Source organism: Variovorax sp. P2_H12 (assembly GCF_056403395.1).
On record NZ_JBFUFO010000235.1, the window covers coordinates 1 to 419 of the forward strand.

Below are 419 nucleotides of genomic sequence, written 5' to 3' on the forward strand. Positions count from 1 at the left end.
GGGTTGTACTTGGTGGTGACCAGGCGGTGCCGGGGGTCGAGCGGGGTGGCGACCGGTGCGCCCAGATAGACATCGCCGAGGCCCAGCACCAGATACTCGGCGTCGAAGACCGTGCGGTACACGTCGTCGACCGAGTCCAGGCCGTTGACGCGGCGGATGAACTCGATGTTCCACGGGCACCAGGGGGCGTCGTCGCGTACCCCCGCCATATATCGGGCGATGGCTTCGCGGGTCGCCGGATCGTCCCAGGACAGCGGCAGATGCACGGTCCGCGACGGCACGGTCAGAGCGTCCGTGGGCGGGAGCGCCGCCTCGGTGGTGTGGAGGAGTTCCAGGAGCCGGTGCTGGGGGAGGAGCGCCGGATCCGTCTGGATCTGGAGCGAGCGGATGCCGGGGGTGAGGCCGGTGATGCCGGGTAC

At 69.9% G+C, this 419-nt stretch carries 1 protein-coding gene; it reads right to left on the bottom strand.

The genetic code is table 11. The annotated features are described in order from the left end of the window. On the bottom strand, nucleotides 1–419 hold a 419-nt coding region (locus tag AC1DYK_RS35945), incomplete at both ends, for a carboxyltransferase domain-containing protein (protein WP_478170611.1).